Below are 17,643 nucleotides of genomic sequence, written 5' to 3'. Positions count from 1 at the left end.
GGAAGGCCCGTCCTGCCGTGCCCGCGGATCAGCTCTCTCCTGCCGGCGGCTGATAGGGCCAGCCGGTTCGTTAGGACCTGCTGCGCCACGTGCGTGGCCTGTGCCATGAAGTGCGAATCGCAAGTGTCTGCACTACGGAGGGTGACGATGCTGCATCCCAGGACCTACACGCCTGTCGGGCCACTGCTGGCGGCCGGGGCGTTGCTTGTGCTGCTCGTGGCCGGCGTCGGACACTGCCAGGTTGGGGACACCGACGCCGGCGGCGAGCCTTCCGGCCACGCGGCACCGGGCCTTATCTCGAATGTGTTCATGCAGACCGACCTGGTTCAGGCTCTCGCCGACGTCGCGATGGCCGCAGGGGTCAGCATTCTGCCCGACGAATCGGTCATGGGCACCGTCACGCTTGAGCTCAAGGACGCCACCCTCCAGCAGGCTCTCAAGCTCCTGCTCCTGCCCGGCGGCTATGTCTACACCGAAGTCGAGCCGGGCATCTACCTTGTCACCTCTCCCGACCCCAAGTCCCCGAGCTTCCGGCGCATTGCCCAGACGCAGGTCGTGGAGCTCGACTATGCGGACAGCGACGACCTCAAGGCCCTGCTTCCCGACACTGTCGCCCCCTTCGTCAAGTTTGATCGGAAGGGCAACCGCGTCACCGTCACTGCCCCCAGAGAGCAGATGGAGGAGGTTCTGACGCAGATCAAGCAGCTCGACACGCCTCCGGTGCAGGTGATGATCGAGGCCCTCGTCATGGACGTGGATAAGGGCGCGCTCGACGGGTTCAAGATCGCCGGCCAGGCGACGCACCTGGGGCTCAGCACCCTTGGCGGCCTGGTGACTTACCTCGGCGAGGCGCAGGACATCATCGGCACACTGACGTGGCTCAAGCAGCACGACAAGGCGTCCATCAAGGCAAACCCCCGAGTCGTCGCCCAGGAGGGCCAGGAGACGACCTTCCGCGTCTCGACCGAGCAGTACTTCCAGATGCTCACCGGCCGGGCAGGCTACGAGTACTCGACCCTGGAGGCCATCGAGTCCGGTGTTGGGCTGGTCCTAACCCCACGGGTGGCCCTGGCGGATCGGGTAGTGACGATCAAACTGAAGCCCGAGGTCGGCGACGTCTCCGGGCGCGGCACGAACAACCTGCCAATCATCACCAAGCGGACGGCCGACACCACGGTCCGCGTACACGACGGACAGGCCATCGTCATCGGTGGACTGCTGCAGGAGATCGTTCGGCAGACCAACACCAAGATACCGCTCCTGGGAGATCTGCCGGTCGTGGGGTCGCTGTTCCGCTCACACGACACTGAGGCGGCGCAGCGCGAGGTCCTCATCTTCATCGCCCCGCACATCCTCGACGAGAGCGGTCGGTATGAAGGCCCTCTGCTGTTCGATGCTCCGGTGGAGCAACGCGTGAACGGGCAAAAGCCGGCTTCAGCGCCGTCTGTGTCGCCGCGTGCGCTGCGGAGAACCGAGGCGCCTGCCGCGTCGCCGGTCAGGTCGGCAGGACAGCGCGGTTCGCAAGACTTCTCCCGTTGGTACCGAGTCGGCGAGAAGCAGTAGACTGTCGGTAACCGGCTTGCGACTGTACCGGGGTGTGCCTGCATGGCCCGGTCGCTCGGGTCTGCCCGAAGAAAGAGGAATCAGGCGACGCGGGCGGAATTGGGCTCCTGTTCACTTGACCCCGGCGATGGCCCGAGACCGACAGGAGATGAGCCGTGATGCTCGCAGACCTTGATCTCGCTTACCATGTGTGGTCCGGTAGCTTCGAGGACTTCGAGACTGCGTACCGGCAGGTCGCCGAGGCCGGAATCCGCAGCATCGTCCTCACTGCCCAGCGTGGCAACCTCGACCTACGTGAGCGTGCCGACCTCGTTGAGGCCGGGCGGATACTGAAGGGCCTGGGGCTTGCGGCTCCGGCTTGTCACTGCCAGGATTGGGGTCCCTCCAACCTGACTGAGCCCGACGAGGACCTGCGGCCGACGATGGTCCAGATGCACACCGGCCTGATGGCGAAGGTGGCGGAGCTTGGCTGCCGGACCTTCGTGCTGCATCTGGGGCCGAAGCCGAAGGATGGCTCAGACCGGGCCGCCTGGGACCGGATTCGCGATGCCGTGGACAAGCTGGCGCCTCGTGCGGAGGAACTCGGGATCCTCCTGGCGCTGGAGAACGGCTTCAGCGGCTACGTGGCGACGAACCAGCAGTTGCTGTCCTTCGTGGCCGAGTATGACTGCCCGAGCGTGGGGATCTGCTACGACTCCGGGCATGCGCATCTGGTCGACGATGCAGCCGCTGTGCTGCGGGCGCTGAGCCCCTACGTCGTCACGGTGCATCTGCATGACAACGACGGGACCTCTGATCAGCACCTGCTGCCCGGGCAGGGGACGATCCAATGGGAGCCTGTCGTGGAGGCGCTGGGAGACTGTCCGCGCCTGATACACCTTGAGACCGAGGCGGCGAACTGCACCCAGTGGCCGCCTTCACGCGAGGTGTGCAGCTACCGGCAGGCCTACGCACGGTACTGCAAGGTCCTGGGCCTTCCCCTGGTCTAGGTCCTTGCACACAGCACAGGTCCGGCGGAAGCTAACCGCCGGTGTCGGTGAACTTGATCGACGTCTCGAGCACCTGGGCCCAGAACCCGCCGTAGAGGACGGTGTTGCCCAGGTTGTCGTGGAAGCTCTCCTCCGTGAGGTTGAACCACACCGAGTAGGGACCGGCCGGGAGGCGAACCTGTCCCGGTGCCGGCCGATTCGGCTCCCCCTGCGCGAAGATACCCGTCGTTCCCGCCGACACGGGCACGCTCAGTCCATAGCCCCACTGGCCGCGCATAACCTCCCAGGGCAGCACCGCCGAGTCTGCCGAGGTGCGGGTCTGCTGGTCGGTGCGGAACAGCACGTGGTAGGTGCTGCTGAGGGCGAAGGACTTGTCCGCGTTGCCGCCGGTGTCGGTGACGAAGAAGTCATACAGCAGGTAGCCGATGACGCTGTGGCGGCGTTTGACGTGCGAGTTGAGTTCGGCGTCGGAGAGGTTCCAGCCGCAGGTGTTGCACCACCAGCGGCCATAGTGCCCCAGTTGCCAGCTCGACCAGCCCTCGGGGTCCTTGTTGGCGCTCGGCGCGGTCCGGGCGTTGGTGATGCTCTTCTTGCCGACCAGCTTCATCTGGTAGGCGAAGTTGGGCTTGAGGCCCCGGGCCGACAGCAGGCCGCTCAGGGTCGAGGCGCTCTCGCTCCAGGTGACGCTGACCTGGCTCGCGTAGGAGAAGGTGGCGCGGAAGTCCGAGGTGTAGAGCCCGCCGAGGACGTCACGCCAGCGCAGGTCGGCGGCGTTGACGGGCCTGGGCGAGAGGGTCACGGTCCCGCTTGGGTAGACGGGCTGGACGTAGGGAGACGGCGGAGTGGGTTGAGGCCCACTACATCCGGCGACGAGCAGGGCAAGTCCGCAGGCAATCGACAGGAGGAGCAGCCGTCCGCAATCCATGTGAGTCCCTCCGCTTGGGCGCAGCAGTGACTGCTGCAGAGTCCCGACTTCCCCCGCAGACTCCTTCGCGTGATGTAGCACAGTGTCCTGCCTGGGGTGAGGAGGTGCCAAGCACAACTGCCGGGGCTCCGTCACTCGCCTCGGGAGAGTCTCCCGCACTACCCACCCAGACCGCCGCCCTCTGTGATCGTATTGCGTAATGTCAGGGAAAGTGATAGATATATATCTTGGGCAAGGTCGGCGAGGCTACCACGGCAACATATCGTCACGTCATTAACCGTAAGGGACGCCAGGTGGAGAAGATGGAGTTCCGGCAGGCCATCAATGAGATCGAGGTCAGCGTACACCTGGCGCAGGAAGCCAAGGAGCAGTCGCCGTTCTTCGTCATCGCCGGAGCTGGAGTATCGGCCCCATCGGTCCCGCTCGCGAGTGGGATCATGGAGCACTGCCGGACCGAATGCCAGCGTTTGGGCCGTCCGCTGCCGAAGGAAACGGGTAATCCCGCCACTGATTACGGCAAGCTCTTCGAGGCCGCGTACCCAGGTCGCGGAGACAGGCGGCGCTATATCGAGAGGATAGCTGCCAACAGGCCGGCATCCCAGGCCGTTCTGCGGTTGGCGCACCTCCTCCAGGATCCGGCGCGTGGACTGACCAACCTCGTTGTCACTATCAACTTCGACGACACGATAGAGCGAGCCCTGCGTCTGCTGGGAGCGGAGCCGGCAGTCAGCGACCATCCCCTGACGGCCGACCGTGTCGACCCTTCTGGAACCGCTCCGGGGGTGGTGCACGTCCACGGCAGTTACTGGTTCTACGACTGCTGTAACCGTGAGGGTGAGATCGAGAAGCGGGCCGAGAGCTTGCCCGAGCAGCCGTACAGCACCATGAGCGAGTACCTTGACCGCGTGCTTACTAGCCGCTCCCCCATCGTGGTTGGCTACGCGGGGTGGAAGAGCGATGTGGTGATGAAGGCGCTGGAAAGGCGCCTCATGCGGGACGGGGGGCTGCGGAGCAATCTGTACTGGTTCGCCTACCAACACGAGGAAGCCGCTGCCTTGCCACCCTGGCTCCGTGACCACCCTGACGTTCGCGTCGTGGCGCCGCCGGGCCCCGCGGATGAGCGCCCAGACCGCCGGACCACGGTCATTGATATGGCCCAGGGGAAGGCTGTTCTCAGCGCAGAGACCGTTCTTGGTGCACTGGTCTCGGTGTTGGAGCTGCCCGATCCGCGGTTGTTCGTTCGGCCCCTCCGCGCCTTCCGTAGGCAACTCGTGGATGCCCTCACGAAGGACGGTTCCAGTGGGATCTATAACGTCGCGGGGGTGCTAACGGACCTCAGACGTGCAGAAGGTCTCCTCCTGTGCAGCAGGAGGACTGAATCGCCGTCGCCGACCCAGCAGGCTCTCACACACGTGCGCACGTGGGTGCGCCAGGCGAACTACCGTGGCGCAGTCCATGCCGCTAGTGCCGTCGACCTGGCAGACTACAGCTGGGACCAACTCCGCGAGTTATTTGGCCTCCTGGCGGAGACCTGTCCTGCCCCCTGGGTGGAGGAGAGGCTGGCGACAGACGACCTCCTTGCGCAGGTTGCCAACCGGCTCCTGGACCCGGGGACACCAGCTACCACACTGCAGCCAAGCGAGCACGCCCAGATCGCAGGGGTCCTCAACAACCGTGCATGGCGTCTATACAAGGCTGGGGAAGGCGAGGAGGCAATGGCGGTTCTGGACGCCGTCATTGCGCGCTACGGGGAAGACTCGAGCCTCCCCTTGCGCGAAACGATGGCCAGGGTGCGACTGAACAAGGGCATCATACTGGGGCATCCGGGTTCCAGCAACGAAGAGGTCACTTCCTATGACGAGGTCGTCACACGTTACGGCGACGACCCAAGTTCCGCTCTGCGCGAACTCGTGGCCGCGGCACTTCTGAACAAAGGTATCGCGTCGGAGCGAATGGGCCGGGGAGAAGCGGCCATGGCGGCCTACGACGGCGTCGTCGCACGGTACACGGACGATGCAAGTCCCGTTCTGCGTGGAGTGGTGGCTCGGGCACTACTGAACAAGGGCGCCATGATGGGGCGGCTGGGCCGTCCTGGGGGCGCACTTGGGGCCCTGGAGAGGGTTCTCTCCCGCTACCGCGATGACGGCAGACCGTTTCTGCGTGAGGTGGTGGCCAGGGCGTTACTGGGGAAGGGCTATGCCCTCAGGGATATGGGACGTGGTGAGGGGGCACTGGCGGCGTACGACGACATCGTCACACGCTACGGGGACGACCCGAGCCCTGCCTTGCGCGAAGTGGTAGCTCGGGCACTGTTCAACAAGGGTGTCCAGCTGGGGCAGATGGGCCGCCGCGAGGAGGCTATCGCAGCGTACGACGAGGCCATCGCGCACTATGGGGACGATCCAAGTCCCGCCCTTCGTGAGGTGGCGGCCGGAGCACTGTCCAACAGGGGCGTCGCGCTGGAGAAGCTCGATCGGAGCGACGAGGCGATCCAGGCGTTCGACCAGGTCGTGATTCGTTACGGGGACGACCGAGCCCCGGCCCTGCGCGAGCGGGTTGCCGGAGCGCTGTTCAGCAAGGGCGTCACACTAGGCCAGCTCGGCCGGAGCGAGGACGCGATCCGGGCGTTCGATCAGGGCGTGAGGCGTTACGGGGACGACCGAGCCCCGGCCCTGCGTGAGAAGGTTGCCGCAGCGCTGTTCAGCAAGGGCATCACACTAGGCCAGCTCGGTCGGAGCGAGGATGAGATCGCGGTCTATAACGAGGTCGACGAGAGGTACGGACGGGACACGAGCCCTGCCCTGCGTGAGCGGGTTGCCAGAGCACTCGTGAACAAGGGCGTCGCGATGGAACGGCTGGGCCGTAGCGAGGAGGCGATGACGGCCTATGGCGAGGTTGAGGAGAGGTATGGGCGGGACCCGAGTCCCGCCCTGCGCACGCTTGTAGCCAGGGCCCATGCGAATGCTGGCTTCCGCCTCGCAATGATGGCCGCCATGGAGCCTGACAAGGCCGAAAGTCTGTCCGCGGAGGCTACTCGCCGCTTTGAGCAGGCCGAGGAGCTTGCACCCGGCTCGTCCCTGTACAATCGCGCCTGTCTGGCCGCGCTGTCTGGCGATGAGGACGCCTGCCGCGATCTGCTCCTCAAAGCTGAGACGGGGGGCACGCTGCCGTCCCGCTCTCACATGGAGAACGACACCGACCTGGATAGCGTGCGTACGAGCGCATGGTTCCGCGAACTGCTGTCTCGCGCCAAGAACGACTGAGCCCCGGATGGGTACCGGGGCTCGTTGGTGTACGCTGATTGTAAGGGTGTGGCGCATCGGGCGTCGCGAACGGGCATCGCTGCGTCCGGCGTTAGTCCACCCGGTAGGCCGTGAGGTCGTCCCACCACATCACGTCCTTGTCCGTGCGTTGGCCGTCGGCGGAGAGGAGCAGCACCAGCTTCCCCGCACCCTCCGGTACCACGCCCACACCGGCCAGCAGCTTCCACTCGCCGCCAGAATCCCGATTGCCACCAGACTCCCGATTGCCGGCGGGCTGCTGGGCGGCACCGGATTCGCGGGCACCAGCGGACGCCTGGACTCCCTCCGGCTGCGGGGCGTCACCCGTCTTCGCTGCGCTCAGGAAGGTGTCCAGAGACTCCGCGTGCCACTTGCCCTCCGCGGTCTGCCAGCGCAGGCGTACAGAGGCAGTGCCCTCGCCCTGGAGACGGCACCAGGCTCCCACCACGTACCTCTCGCCGGGCGTCACCGCGAAGCTCTGGATCAGACAGCCGCTCTTCACGCCGACCAGCGCACCCGTTCCCGGTGAGGTGCGGCCAACCTCGCGGTCCCAGGTCGGATGGCCCGTCGAGACCTTCGTCTGCCAGAAGCTCCAGCCCGGCGGTGCAGTCCCCTGCTTCCAGTCAGCCGGTTGCGGACCGCCTGCTGCCGCGACCTTCTCCGAGGTGAAGTCGCCATTCACCACCGCGTTCGTGCGCTCCCCCGGCTCCTTCAGCAGGCGCAGAGCATAGCCCCTCGGGTCAGCCGCCAGGCGCAGCACCTCCTCGATTCCCGGCAGCTTCTGCGGCCAGCGAATCTTGTCGGAGATGGGATGGGGACTCGGCCACCAACTGGCCTGCTCGCCGTAGACCCACACATACTCGTCCGCGACCTCAAGGGCACTGGCCACGTTCTCCGCCAGCCGCCGGGCCGGTGTCTGCGCTCCCGGGTCGATGTACCACGGACTCGTCGGTGGGTTCACGTAGGCATCGAGGTAGACACCGAAACCCACCTGCACCTGCGCTCGGTACTTGTAGCGGTTCTCCGGCGAGACCAGTCGCCGGCACTTGTTGCGAATCAGGTTCGCGGCCGATAGGTACTCCAGGTGGCTGTTGAAGCGATAGGCGGTCTCGCAGCCGTCGACGAAAGTCAGGGTCGGCGGCGCCGCGTCCAGCCAACCGTCAACGAAAGAGGGGAGAAGCCCGTAGGGCCGCCCGGACAGCGCCTCCATCGGATCGGAACGCTCGGCGGCCTCGCGGTTGACCGAGAGCAGGAACAGCGCCAGAATTGTGGCCTCGGGGTACTCGCCAGCGACTGCCGCCATTACCTCACGACCACGCTGCCGGGCCTTCTCGCAGTACGCAGCGAAGCTGTGCTGATCGGTCTGCGCCTGCGCCGACCAATCGAACTGGCGGAAGGGGTCCCGGTAGGCCTCGGGATCGAACATGAGGCCCTTGAGTCCACCATCACGGGCCACGCGGGCGGCCGTGCGCCAGTGCTCCACGATGATCGCCCATCCGGCGTCATCGAACCAGTCCACATCGCCGGGGTTGGCGTTGAGGAGCAGGAAGCGGTCGCGAAGTTGCCGAGGCTGAAGGGCCTTGAGGTCCTCCAGGATCTGGGCAACCGCCTGCTGATCCCAGAGGTCGCGGCCGAAGGCATACCACATCGCAGGCTTGTTTCCAGGTCCCGCGAAGCGCACCGAACAGCCCTGCAGCGGCGTCGCCTCCATCAGCTCGAGGTTCGCTCGCAGACGCTCGGCATTGGGCATATCCCAGCCTACCGCGATCAGCTTCTTTTCCGGTACGCTGTCCTGAGACCATGCCGCAAGCCCCGCCGTCAGCAGTCCAGAGATGAGCCCGATCGTCAGCACAGTGCGCATGGCGGTGTCTCCTCGCGGCCGGAATCCACGTTTCGCTACTTCCCGTCGTGAAGGCATGGCCTTCGCTAAGGGCTCCTGAGGACCTCCTGCAGAGAACAGCGACGCGCACAGCGAGAACCAGCCCGGCAGAGAGAAACCGGGCTGGGGGGCCAAACCAGTGAGAGCACTTAGGGTGCGACCGACGATGCTACTGTCGCTTTCGTCGTCTCAGCAGGAGTGCGCCCAGGCCCAGAGCCATCAGCATCAGGGTTCCGGGCTCGGGGGTTCGCATCCGATGGACTTCCGTCGTTCCGTCGGCGGTAGCGCCCTGCCAGGCAATCCAGTCACCCGCGATCTGGGGGTACTGATCCGTGTAGTCATTGTCGGTCACCTGGTACACCTGGCGGCCGTCCCAGAAGAAGATCTCCAGGTCATGCCCGTCACTGCCCTGCCACACAACCTGCCCGCGGTCGTTGATCTGCGCCGCAGTGTCATTGTAGGAGTTGGCGTAGGAGAGGTTGGTCTTGGTAGTACCGTCCCACAGCCAGACATCGATGTTGCTGGGCCCCTCTGCATGCCAGGCTACCTGCCCGGAGTTGTTGATCTGGGGGTCCCAGTCGCGGTAGCCAGGGCTGTTGGAGAGGTTCGTCTTGGTGGCGCCATCCCACAACCAGATCTCATACTCGGAGATCGTCGTGACGCTTCCGTACCAGACGACCTTCCCGGCGTCGTTGGTCTGGGGACTGTAGTCAGCGCCGCCGCTGGAGTTGGAGAGGTTGGTCTTGGAGCCGCCCTGCCACAGCCAGGTCTCGCTTCCGCTGACTCCACTGGTCTCGCCCGCCCAGACCACACGCCCGCCATTGATCTGCAGACCGGAGTCATTCTGCCCGTTGGGCAGGGAGATCTGCGTCTTTGCTGCCCCATCCCACAGCCACGCATGGGTGATGCTGACGCCCTGCTTCTTCTCTTGCCAGGCCACCCGTCCCGCGTTGTCGATCACGGGGAACATGTCGTCGTAGCCATCGGTACCCGGTGAGATGCAGGTTGTCGTTGCTCCATCCCAGCGCCAGACGTCGTATCCGACCGCTCCCGCCGAGTAGGAGTACCAGGCCACCTGGCCGTAGTCATTCATCGTGGGGTGGTACTCGTCATACCCGTTGGTGTTGGAGAGGTTGGTCTTGGTGGTGCCGTTGGACTGCCAGATGTCGTAGCCGCTAGTCCCGGAGGAGCTGCCCCACCAGGTTACCGTGCCTGAGGCGTTGATCTGGGGCTGGAGGTCGTCATAGCCCAGGGTGTTGGAGATGTTCTCCACCACGCCCGTCCAGAGGGTGCTCGCGACTGAACAGGAGGCGAGCAGGAGACAAGCGACCGGGAACAGAGCGCCCAGGTAACGCAGAAGGACCATCGTCGCACCCTCCCACAGCATGCCGACGGATGGAGCACCAGGCCGACCGTTGCGACGACGGACAAGCACAGTAATACCACACCAGACCGCAAACTCCTGCTCGAGGGACGTGCCCGTCAGGTGGAGCCCCGCTGCCTTCCCTCGCAGTCAGTTGGGCCCGGGCGATCCGGCCTACTCACTGAAGGTGACGCCCAGGCTGAGGGTGACGTGGTCCATGTCGGTCACACCGGCCAAGAACACCGCGTGCCACTGACCATCGCCCCAGCCGCCGGCGATATCATAGGCAGCGCCGGCGTTGAGGTTCCAGCCGTCGTACTCAGCCGTGAGCTTGACCTGCGGTATGACCAGGTAGCTCACACCGAGGAAGGGGTTGCTGTTGAAGCGTCGGTTGCCGAAGCCAAGAGTTCCCCACCAGGGGTGCACCGCGTCGCCGAACTGCTTGGTGGCCGCGACGAAGAAGGAGCGTGAGTCGTGGTGATCGCGGTGGATGTAAAGCGAATAGAAGTCGTTCATGACGTCGGTCACGCCGACTGATATCGCCGGCCAGGACTCGTGCTCCGGCACCACCTGGAGCTGGAGGTTGATCGCATCCTGCCAGCCCTCGCCGATAACCATGTCGGCGACCCAGAGCCTGTAGTCCTCGATGGTCATACCGAAGCCGAGGGTCAGGGTACTGTTGGCATCCTCATCGTTGATGCTGGTTGGGATACCGCCGTTGGTTGCGCTGGTGCTACCTGCGATGGAGTACTGCCCGGCACCTGGCGTGTAGCCGACCGGGATGTTCATCTGCAAGGCGCCATCGAACCCCACATGCCCGCCGCTAGTGACCCCATAGCCGCCGCCGGGCAGTCCGGACATGTAGCGGAAGTCGGAGTAGGGCTCCAGGTCCTCGGCCACGGCCAGTGTGCTCAGTACCACAACCATCAGCGCGACACTCAGGGCCAGTTTCATAGGTGTCCGATCCCTCCCAGAATAGGTGCCGACCGTCCGACTACAATAGGTGCCCCGGCAGGCGTGACGCGGGCCCTGCAAACCCTCGCGACCGGTCGAACCGGCTTCCGCCGCTCCCCAGAGACCCCGGAGGCAACATTCAGCACATCGGGGCGGTTCTCCTTCTTGCACGGGCGATGCAGTAACGAGAGCGGCAGACCAAGACACCAAGAGTAACAACATGTGCGGAAAGAGGCGCTGTGAGGAGGAGGAGGCATAGGGGATGACGAAGAGGGAAAGCAAGTAGTCGCGTGGTTCATCGGGATTCGGATTCCTTCGTGGCGTGCCTGGGCAGAGGAGGTCCGTGGGGTCCACGTTGAGGATCGGCTCCCTGGGAGGGATTTGCGCACAAGGGCTGCAGTCAAGGTCTGCTGAGTTGAGCGTTCATTGTCAGGTCGCCGGTTTTGTACCGCACGGGTTCCGTTCGTGCCTGGGGCAGCAAGGCTCGGTTGTGGGTGGTCTCCGCCAGAAAGGCTGTGTGGGTCCAGACTGGGGAAGCGTTGTCCATAAGGGTGAGGTGAGGTCAGGTGCGACTGTCTCGCTTCGTCACCGGCGCGCTTGTAGCTGTGGTTCTTCTCCTCGTGTCTTGCGGCGCCGCAGATGCGCAGCGCCGCCGGCTGGTGAGAGTGCCCGGTCCTCCCTTCGTCCCGGACCAGATCGTCGTGGGCCTGCGAGACGGGGTCCCCAACTCCGCAGTGGCACGCCTGGGAGCCCGGTACCAGATGCAGGAGGTCAAGCACCTGCGCAAGCTTGGCGCCCGAGCCATGCGTTTGCGCTCGCGCGACCAAATGACCTCCGTGCTGGCCAACCTTCGCAAGCACCCCGAGGTGCGCTTCGCCGAGCCCAACTACACCCGCCGCGTTCTCCTCGCCGCACCGAACGATCCCGCCTACAACAACATGGATACGCTCTACGCCGTCTGGGACCCGGCCGATGCCATCTGGTTCCAGTGGGGCATGCATCAGGTCTGCGCGCTCGAGGCCTGGAACATCTACCCCAACACGTACTACACCGCTGCCAGCAAGCCGACGAACCCGCCGAAGGTGGCTGTGGTTGACACGGGGATCGACATCGGCGGGACGGACGGCATTGCCCATCCGGACTTCATCAACGTGGGTGGGTCCAGTCCGGATGCTGCCCAGGGCGGGCAGGTGGACCTTGCAGATGCCACCAACGTCCTCGCCGGGTACTCGCCGAACGACGTCACAGACGACTACGGGCACGGCACCGCCGTGAGCGGCGTGATCGGCGCAGCGACCAACAATGGTGGTGGCGCCGGTGGAGAAGGCATCGCAGGACTCGCCTATCACTGCCAGATACTCCCCATCAAGACTTTCGACAACACCGGCTACGGCACGGAGGCCGACCTGGCCGCCGCCATCATCTGGGCAGTCGACCACGGCGCGCTGATCATCAACATCAGTGCGGGTGACGTGTACTACTCTCAGCTTGAGCAGGATGCGGTCACCTACGCCTGGGAGCATGGGTCCCTGGTGATCGCAGCGGCAGGCAATGAGGGGGACTCGATGAACCGGCCCTCATACCCGGCTTCCTGTGCCGGGGTCATCGGTGTGGCGTCGAGTACCTACCCCTTCGATGCTCCGGCCTCGTACTCGAACTACGGCGACTACGTCTCCGTCGCGGCCCCCGGTGGCGACGTGGATCTGGACACGCTCGCATACTGGCTCTGCTGGACCACGATGCCTACCGAGTCGGTCCCCATGCACAGTGCGGGGATTCCCGACGGCATTCTCCGGTATCAGTACCAGACGGGGACCTCACTGGCCTGCCCCTTCGTCTCCGCCCTGGCCAGCCTCTACGCCGCCTCGAAGGGCATCACCCAGAGCACTCCCGGCGGGCTTGTGCAGATCTACCAGGCCATTCAGAGAGGTTGCGACGATGCCGGAGGCGTCCCGGGCTGGCATCCCTACTGGGGCTGGGGTCGCATCAACTGCTACCAGACGCTGCTTGAGGCCGATAACCGTGCCTCCACAGTCGGGGCTATCACCGGGCAGGTCATGTACTACGGTACCGCGGTCCAGAACGCGGTCGTCAAGGCCACCCCGGTAGGAGGCGGGAAGTCGCCGGGTGCGACCTCGCGCTCGGATGGGACCTACCGGATCGCCAATATCGCGCCGGGCCTGTACAACGTCACCGCGACCTACTTCGGCCAGACGAAGGTCCTGGGCAACGTGGAGGTTCGCACGAGCTGCGATACCCCGCGGACGATGCTCAACGTCGACAGCCCCAGGGTCACCTCGAGCACGCCGAACACAGCGCTGAACACCGGGGCAGTCAACATCACTGACCTGGAGGGCCTTGGGTTCGTATCCGGTGCTACGGTGAAGCTGTCCAAGAGTGGGGCCCCGGACATCCTCGCCACCAGTATCAACGTCTTGGGCTTCACGCAGATAGCCTGTCGGGTGGACCTGACAGGCGTCAGCGCCGGGCAGTGGGACATTGTGGTCACCAATCCGGACGGTCAGTCAGGGAAGCTATCGAGCGGGTTCACGGTCCAGTCCGGCGACACCACGCCACCAGAGATCGCCACGTGGTCGGTGGCCGCCGACCATGGGACCGCGGGGACGATCACCAGCACTGTTGCCGATGGCTACGTGGAACCTCGTAACAGCGGGCTCGCATCGCTGCTGGTCTCGTTCTCGGAGGCCCTTGACCCGGCCACGGTCAGCACCTCCTCTGTCGGCATCCAGGGCGTGGTGAGTGGGAACGTGTCAGGTCGTGTGAGTGCGGCGGCGCTGCAAAGCGGCAACACGGTTCTATCCGTCACTCTCTCGCCGGTGTTGGCCGACCAGGATACCTACACGGTGACGGTGGCCGACACGGTCAAGGACCTTGCGGGGAATGCCCTCGGCGGCGACCGCGACATCGTGCTGACCGGCCTCAAAGGCGACGTCAACAGCACGCGTACGGTCAACACATTGGACCTGATGCAGGTCCGGACCCATGTGAACGAGACGGTGACGGCCGCCAACGCACGCTACGATGTCAACAACAGCGGCACGCTGAACACGCTGGACCTGCTGGCAGCGCGAGCCTACTCGGGCAACAGCGCTCCAGCGCCACCTTCTCCGAGCAGTGGCGGATCGAGCACGCTTGCGCAGACCGTGAGCACTCGCAGCGTCGGTCCCGGGTGGCATCTGCTGTCGGTTCCAACCACAGGGGCAACCGCCGATGTATGGCTGGCTCTGGGTGAACCGGGCACTGACTGGTCGCTGTACGATCTCGTGAAGGGGAAGCTCACGGCCTCGCTACTCACTTCCCTGGCCGAGCCGGAGGCCGGACGTGGTTACTGGGTCCGTGCCGTCAGGGGAGGAGCCCTTGCCATGGGCGTCGGCTCGCAGGCGAACAGCGAGTCCTTTGCGCTCGACCTGCCTGAGGGTTGGAGTGCGATCGGCTGTCCCTTCGGCCGGGCGGTCCCGTGGAACAGCGCCACCGTGCAGGTTGAGCGGGACGGCACCGTGTTGCCGCTGGCTGAGGCAGTGACCCAGGGCCGGCTCTGCGGAACCCTCTATGGGTATGCAGCCGATCACTATGTCCCGGTGGAGGCTGATGCTGCGGATGCACTCCTGGAGCCCTGGAGCGGATACCTTGTCTATGCGCCGGCCGCCGGGAGGTTGCTGATCAGTCCCGCGACAGATCAGGGCAGCCTTGCTCGGGCGGAGCCACGCCATCCCTCGGCGGAGGACTGGCGCATCAGGCTCGTGGCCTCGGTGAGCGGTTTCGTCGATGCCTGCACGACGATTGGACGGCAGAGCGGGCCCCAGGCAGTAGTGGCTCCGCACCCACCTGTTGGCCCAGGTGTCGACCTGTGGGTCTGCGCCGAGGATGCTGCCGGCGCCTCGCCCGGGAGGGCTCTTGACTTGCGGCCCGCAGGGGATGAGTTCACCTGGGATGTGATGGTTCAGAGCGCTCAGGCCGACGCTCCGGTGACGGTCTCCTGGCCCGACCTGTCGGAGTTGCCGACAGATCTTGGGGCCTGGCTGCTTGACCCGGTCACCGGGACGCGCGTGTCCATGCGAACGACCATGTCCTACGCCTTCGCCGGACCGTCTCGCCAGTTGCGGGTAGAGGTGAAGCCTCGCGTGGCTGGGGTGGCGGTTACGAGTCTTGCGGCGACTGCGACTCGCGGCGGCGGCGCTGAGATCGTGTTCGCGCTGAGTGCGGAGGCCGAGGTTGCGGCCGAAGTGGTCAACATCGCTGGACGGCCGGTGCGAAGGCTCGTGACCGACCAAGCGTGTCCGGCGGGTGTGAGCCGTCTGAGCTGGGATGGTCGAAGCACTTCCGGCACCCGGGTCCCCTCCGGCAGGTACCTGGTGTGCCTGACTGCCAGGCAGGAAGACGGCCAGCAGGTGCGTCGCGTCATCACCGTCAGCGTTGGCAGATGACTGGAGGTTGCTGATGAGAGCCCATCGGTATCCCTTCGGGTCAGATAAGACCGGAGTACAGGCCAGCGGGCGCCACATGCCCGGGCGGCATCCCCACATCCACGCTGCGACCGGGCGGTGGGTGTGTGTTCTGGCGATGATTGGTGTGCTCGGGCTCGCGTCAACAGGCTGCGCGTCGACGGTCTTCAACCTCTACACACTGAGCACGCCTCACCAGACGAGTGCGACAGTGAAGCCGGGCGGCAGCCTGGACTTCCTCGTACAGATGCTGACCACCGACAACGTCGGCGGCATCGCCTTCGATGTGGTTCTGCCGCAGGAGGGCTGGACGCTCCAGTGGCATGAGCTCAGCAACTACGGCTGGTACGAGAACGACACCCTATGGGACACCAGCGTGCCGGCCGACCCCACGACACCGGTAAGCATCGTCAACAGCACCTATGGGGGCTCCGGTTCGCCGCCGGATTTCCACATCAGCACTGCCTACAACCCGGTCGGGGCAGAGGTGACGGGGACCGTGACCATCGTGGCCTTCAGGCTCGCGTTTCCGGATACCACGGCTCTGGGCATATACCAGATCGGGCTCTCGGGCTCTGAGGCTGCGAACGGCGCAGGTACGCCCTACGGCAACGTCACTTCCGGCCCGTCTTTCAACGTGAACGTGGTGCCGGAGCCGGGGACTCTTGCCTTCTGCGCAATGGGCCTCGTCGCCCTTCTTGCCTGGCGACGGCGCCGCAGCGTCGACTAGGCCTTCCGGTCATCCCACCAACCGAGATGCCCAGGCAGGTGTCGGCCCACAGAGCAGACCCGCCTCGACTCACTCCCTCATGTCGCGGACTCGGCCTTGGCCCCAGAGACCAAGGCCAAAGCCTTGCCGCTGCCGCGTATCTTGAGGATGGTGCCCTTTCGAGTGCCTGCGGGGAAAGCTGGCGACTCACGGCTCTCGGAGGGAACCCTCTTGGGCAGAACGCCGTCCGAAGGACGGGACCGCGCACCAACAACGCTCTAGGAAGTGACGAAGGATGCGAACACTACGCGCCAATCTGGTCACGGGTACAGTCTGCCTCCTGCTCCTGGCCGTCGCCTGCATGGCGAGTGCCGAGAAAGCCGACCAGACGCCGCTCATTGCGAAGCAGTGCTGCCGCGACCTCGCCAAGCGCCTCAAGGTGCCGGTCGAGGGGATCAGTGTCGCCGAGGCCAAGCCCACCGTCTGGCGGGATGCTTCTCTCGGTCTGCCGCGTCCGGGCGAGATGTACGCTCAGGCACTCACGCCTGGTTGGCGCGTCATCGTTGAGGCCAAGTCCGGCAAGTACCTGTACTGCACGAGCAGCCGCAAGATCAGCTATGGCGGGCCGGTGAGCACCTGGCAGGGATCAGCCCTGTACCTGGCGGAGCCGGCGCAGCCGGATGGGGACCTGAACCAGGACCTTTACCAGATCTCCCTGGCGGGCACCAATCCTACGCTGCTCCTCCCGTATGTCAGCTCCTTCTACCCGCAGGCCGACGGATCGATCATCGCTGACCGTCGCACCTCGCGCTCGGGCTTCGATCTGCTCTACCTCGCGCCGGGGCAGGTGAGCAAGGAGCGGAAGCTCACCAGTGCCTTCGCCTTCGGCGCGGCGGTCGTCAGCCCCGAGAGCAAGCTCTGGTACGGGTTCATCCGGCAGGGCCTCGGCGCCATCTGGACTCTGCAGGCCACGAGCCTGACAGACCCCAAGGCCACGCCGCAGGTCTATGAGCTGCCCGAACTGGCTCGCCCCGGCCGCCTGATCGTCGAGGACGGGCGCTTCTACTCCGATCTGTACATCGGCGACAAGCACGCCTGGTACCGGTTCGACCCCAGGAACGCTGCCGCGGGCTGGGAGCACCTCGGGTCATACTGGCCGCCTGATCCCTTCTCCCTGGTCCTCAGCAAGAGCCAGAGTCTCAGTGCGGAGGTGACCAGGGACGGGGACAAGCCCGTCACGGAGATCGTCGAGCTGTGGTTCACAGGGCAGGAGGATCCCGTTGCCAAGATCGGCAACTTCGAGTACAAGGGGATGGCGCGGATGCTGGGGCGCTTTGCGCTCCTCTGGGGTGGCGGGGAGGGCGACATGAAGGCATACACCGTGGACCTCCGCACGGGCGAGGTCATCGAGTGCATACCCGGTTCGGCCAAGAGAGTGCAACCCTTCCTGGCCGCACCGCATGGGTCGCCGCTCCAGTAGCATGCCGATAGCCTGCCGCAACCGAAGATTGGAGACC

At 65.3% G+C, this 17,643-nt stretch carries 10 protein-coding genes; 6 read left to right on the top strand and 4 right to left on the bottom strand.

The window, feature by feature from the left end:
- Window positions 1-147 precede the first annotated feature (147 nt).
- Both ABFE16_04180 and ABFE16_04175 read left to right on the top strand, forming a co-directional pair.
- Complete coding sequence (locus ABFE16_04180; GenBank protein MEN6344477.1) at window positions 148-1,563, top strand: secretin N-terminal domain-containing protein; 1,416 nt, start codon at window positions 148-150, stop codon at window positions 1,561-1,563.
- 158 nt (window positions 1,564-1,721) lie between these two features.
- Window positions 1,722-2,552: a sugar phosphate isomerase/epimerase gene (locus ABFE16_04175; GenBank protein ID MEN6344476.1), complete on the top strand. Its 831-nt coding sequence runs from the start codon at window positions 1,722-1,724 to the stop codon at window positions 2,550-2,552.
- A 31-nt stretch (window positions 2,553-2,583) separates the two neighbouring features.
- Here ABFE16_04175 and ABFE16_04170 read toward each other — a convergent pair whose 3' ends face one another.
- Window positions 2,584-3,477 (bottom strand): hypothetical protein, encoded by an 894-nt coding sequence (locus tag ABFE16_04170; GenBank protein ID MEN6344475.1) that lies wholly within the window; start codon window positions 3,475-3,477, stop codon window positions 2,584-2,586.
- 302 nt (window positions 3,478-3,779) lie between these two features.
- On the opposite strand from ABFE16_04170, the gene ABFE16_04165 reads away from it, so the two are divergent.
- The gene (locus tag ABFE16_04165; GenBank protein MEN6344474.1) at window positions 3,780-6,740 is read left to right on the top strand and encodes a tetratricopeptide repeat protein; all 2,961 of its coding nucleotides are present in this window, start codon (window positions 3,780-3,782) and stop codon (window positions 6,738-6,740) included.
- Between the two features lie 91 nt (window positions 6,741-6,831).
- On the opposite strand, the gene ABFE16_04160 is transcribed toward ABFE16_04165, so the two are convergent.
- The 3 genes from ABFE16_04160 to ABFE16_04150 form a co-directional block, all read right to left on the bottom strand.
- On the bottom strand, window positions 6,832-8,619 hold the full coding sequence (locus ABFE16_04160) for a hypothetical protein (GenBank protein MEN6344473.1): 1,788 nt from the start codon (window positions 8,617-8,619) through the stop codon (window positions 6,832-6,834).
- A gap of 187 nt (window positions 8,620-8,806) precedes the next feature.
- Window positions 8,807-10,003, bottom strand: a complete 1,197-nt coding sequence (locus ABFE16_04155; GenBank protein ID MEN6344472.1) for a PEP-CTERM sorting domain-containing protein — start codon at window positions 10,001-10,003, stop codon at window positions 8,807-8,809.
- A gap of 171 nt (window positions 10,004-10,174) precedes the next feature.
- Window positions 10,175-10,954, bottom strand: coding sequence for a hypothetical protein (locus ABFE16_04150; GenBank protein MEN6344471.1), 780 nt, complete (start codon window positions 10,952-10,954; stop codon window positions 10,175-10,177).
- 566 nt (window positions 10,955-11,520) lie between these two features.
- On the opposite strand from ABFE16_04150, the gene ABFE16_04145 reads away from it, so the two are divergent.
- The 3 genes from ABFE16_04145 (at window position 11,521) to ABFE16_04135 (ending at window position 17,606) form a co-directional block, all read left to right on the top strand.
- Window positions 11,521-15,399 carry a S8 family serine peptidase gene (locus ABFE16_04145; protein MEN6344470.1) on the top strand — a complete coding sequence of 1,293 codons (3,879 nt, stop codon included), beginning with the start codon at window positions 11,521-11,523 and terminating at the stop codon, window positions 15,397-15,399.
- Between the two features lie 13 nt (window positions 15,400-15,412).
- On the top strand, window positions 15,413-16,147 hold the full coding sequence (locus ABFE16_04140) for a PEP-CTERM sorting domain-containing protein (GenBank protein MEN6344469.1): 735 nt from the start codon (window positions 15,413-15,415) through the stop codon (window positions 16,145-16,147).
- Window positions 16,148-16,421: 274 nt separating this feature from the next.
- A complete protein-coding gene (locus ABFE16_04135) occupies window positions 16,422-17,606 on the top strand; it encodes a hypothetical protein (protein ID MEN6344468.1) in 1,185 nt (394 codons plus the stop codon).
- The last annotated feature ends 37 nt before the right edge of the window (window positions 17,607-17,643 follow it).

The organism is Armatimonadia bacterium, from assembly GCA_039679385.1.
Taxonomy (GTDB): domain Bacteria; phylum Armatimonadota; class Zipacnadia; order Zipacnadales; family JABUFB01; genus JAJFTQ01.
This window is presented reverse-complemented; position numbering and strand designations above follow the sequence as displayed.

Excerpts from the sequence above, each read along its gene's own strand:
- ABFE16_04140 (MEN6344469.1), top strand. The coding sequence starts at position 15,413 with ATGAGAGCCCATCGGTATCCCTTCGGGTCAGATAAGACCGGAGTACAG.
- ABFE16_04170 (MEN6344475.1), bottom strand. The coding sequence starts at position 3,477 with ATGGATTGCGGACGGCTGCTCCTCCTGTCGATTGCCTGCGGACTTGCC.
- ABFE16_04175 (MEN6344476.1), top strand. The coding sequence starts at position 1,722 with ATGCTCGCAGACCTTGATCTCGCTTACCATGTGTGGTCCGGTAGCTTC.
- ABFE16_04180 (MEN6344477.1), top strand. The coding sequence starts at position 148 with ATGCTGCATCCCAGGACCTACACGCCTGTCGGGCCACTGCTGGCGGCC.
- ABFE16_04150 (MEN6344471.1), bottom strand. The coding sequence starts at position 10,954 with ATGAAACTGGCCCTGAGTGTCGCGCTGATGGTTGTGGTACTGAGCACA.
- ABFE16_04160 (MEN6344473.1), bottom strand. The coding sequence starts at position 8,619 with ATGCGCACTGTGCTGACGATCGGGCTCATCTCTGGACTGCTGACGGCG.
- ABFE16_04135 (MEN6344468.1), top strand. The coding sequence starts at position 16,422 with ATGCGAACACTACGCGCCAATCTGGTCACGGGTACAGTCTGCCTCCTG.
- ABFE16_04155 (MEN6344472.1), bottom strand. The coding sequence starts at position 10,003 with ATGGTCCTTCTGCGTTACCTGGGCGCTCTGTTCCCGGTCGCTTGTCTC.
- ABFE16_04165 (MEN6344474.1), top strand. The coding sequence starts at position 3,780 with ATGGAGTTCCGGCAGGCCATCAATGAGATCGAGGTCAGCGTACACCTG.